The 2196-nt window shown below is 64.4% G+C and carries 2 protein-coding genes; one reads left to right on the top strand and one right to left on the bottom strand.

The annotated features are described in order from the left end of the window. Positions 1 to 203: 203 nt before the first annotated feature. Entirely contained in the window at positions 204 to 1541 is a 1338-nt protein-coding gene (locus tag MOV74_RS36530) for a S41 family peptidase (protein ID WP_246932173.1), read from the bottom strand. 321 nt (positions 1542 to 1862) lie between these two features. Here MOV74_RS36530 and MOV74_RS36525 point away from each other — a divergent pair. Next, positions 1863 to 2196, top strand: a 334-nt coding sequence (locus MOV74_RS36525; protein ID WP_246932170.1) for an alpha-hydroxy-acid oxidizing protein, incomplete at its 3' end; no start/stop codon positions are given.

The following is a 2196-nucleotide window of genomic DNA, read 5'->3' as shown; positions in this document are numbered from 1 at the left end:
AAGGTGCTGAGAAGGCGGCGGTCAAGGCGGCGACCGAGGATACGCAGGACGTGCGGGATCAAAGGCTGGGGTAGGAATTTCCTGTAGCCCGGATTGCGCTGCGCTCCATCCGGGCTGCGGATCACCGTGACAGTCCCCAAACGAAATCGCCCGGGAGCGGTGATGCACTCCCGGACGATCTCGATGTCTCGAAGTCGTCGAGCTTAGTTCGGCACCGCAGCCTTCGGCGCGCGCTTCGCCGCAACCGCATTCGCGGTGACGCCGTGCAGGAAGTCGTAAGCCGCATGCAGGGCCTTGTCGTCCTCCTCCTTCGGAGGAACGTAGGACTGCGATCCGGTCTGCTCGCCACCCTCGCCGGCCGACAGATGCCCGCGCATCTGCGACTCCGCCATGGTGTCCATCCGGCCCTTCAGCTCGGGCGGCACGTCCTGCAGGATCTCGATGTCGGGGGCAACGCCCTGGGCCTGGATCGAGCGGCCCGACGGCGTGTAATAACGCGCCGTGGTCAGCGCCAGCGCACCGTTGCCGGCGCCGAGCGGAATGATCGTCTGCACCGAGCCCTTGCCGAACGAGCGCGTGCCGATGATCGTGGCACGCTTGTGGTCATGCAGCGCGCCGGCCACGATCTCCGAGGCGGAGGCCGAGCCGCCATTGACCAGGATCACCAGCGGTTTGCCCTTGGTGAGGTCGCCGCCATGCGCGGTGAAGCGCTGGGTCTCTTCGGGACTGCGGCCACGGGTCGAAACGACCTCGCCGCGTTGCAGGAACGCGCTCGACACCGACACGGCCTGGTCGAGCAGACCGCCCGGATTGTTGCGCAGGTCCACCACGTAGCCGACGAGCTTGTCCTGCGAGACGTCCCTGGTGATCGAGGCGATCGCCTTCTTCAGGCCATCGGTGGTCTGCTCGTTGAACGAGGTGATGCGGATATAGCCGATGTCGCCGTTCTCGACATGGAAGCGAACCGGGCGCACATGAATGATCTCGCGCTTGATCGCGACATCGAGCGGGGCATCGGCGCCCTTGCGCACGATGGTGAGCTTGGTCTGGGTGTCGACCGGGCCCTTCATCTTGTTGACGGCCTGCTCGAGCGTCATGCCCTGCACGGCCTCGCCGTCGATCTTGCTGATGAGGTCGCCGGACATGAGGCCGGCCTTCGAAGCCGGCGTATCGTCGATCGGCGAGACGACCTTGACGAGGCCGTCTTCCATCGTGACCTCGATGCCGAGACCGCCGAACTCGCCGGAGGTGGTCTCCTGCATCTCGGTCCAGGCCTTCGCATTCATGTAGCGCGAATGCGGATCGAGCGAGGTCACCATGCCCGTGATCGCGCCCTCGACCAGCTTGGCATTGTCGGGCTTCTCGACATAGCTCGCCTTCACGCGCTCGAACACTTCGCCGAACAGGTTGAGCTGGGAATAGGCATCATTCGCGTTCGCCGCCGCCCGCGCCGCCCATACGCCGCCGTGCGGGCTGGCTACCAGAAGGGTCAGACACGCTCCGGTGAGCGCGCCCAGGGGGAACAGCAGGGATTTCCGCATGGTTGGGCTGGCCTTTTTGCTTTGGCGGTTCGCTTGGGCTTGTCTCTCGAGACTGGGGAGGCGCCATGCAATTGGCGATCCAGTCCGCTTCTCACAATACCATTCCGGTTTCTTCAAGGCCGGGATGCCACGCCGGCGGGTCCCTTCGCAGAAATCACTTCGTCCGGACCTAAACTTTTGGCAACGTTGCAGGACTGGTACGCCCGCAAGGAGAATCGGTGGGCCGGTCCACGCCTCACAGCTATGCGATTTTAGGATAGTTTTGGAGGGCTGGACGGGTTAGGCGATGACATAAGGCTTCAAATTCTCGGGAGGATAACAATGAACGAAGCACCCCGCATCCGGCCGGAACGGAACGTCGAACTGGGCGCCAGCAACGAGGCGTTCCAAAATCTGCACGAGTTCATCCGGAAAGCGCGGGCCAACCTCAACCAGAACGCCTGGGACTACATCGTCGGTGCCGCCGAGACCGAAACCACGATGCGCCGCAACCGCATGGCGCTGGACGAGATCGCCTTTCGCCCGCGCGTGCTGCGCGACGTCCGCAAGGTAGACGGCTCGGTTCAGCAGTTCGGCCGCAAGATGCGCCTGCCGGTGGTGCTCGCCCCCGTCGGCGCGCTCGAGATCTTCGATCCGGATGGCGCGGCGAGCGTTG

This window comes from Bradyrhizobium sp. SHOUNA76, from assembly GCF_023006445.1.
In the GTDB taxonomy this organism is placed as follows: Bacteria; Pseudomonadota; Alphaproteobacteria; order Rhizobiales; family Xanthobacteraceae; genus Bradyrhizobium.
Note: the sequence above shows the minus strand (reverse complement) of the source record. Positions and strands in the feature narration are given on the sequence as shown.

Bases quoted from the DNA above. Each gene is read 5' to 3' on its own strand.
- MOV74_RS36530 (WP_246932173.1), bottom strand. From the start codon at position 1,541: ATGCGGAAATCCCTGCTGTTCCCCCTGGGCGCGCTCACCGGAGCGTGT.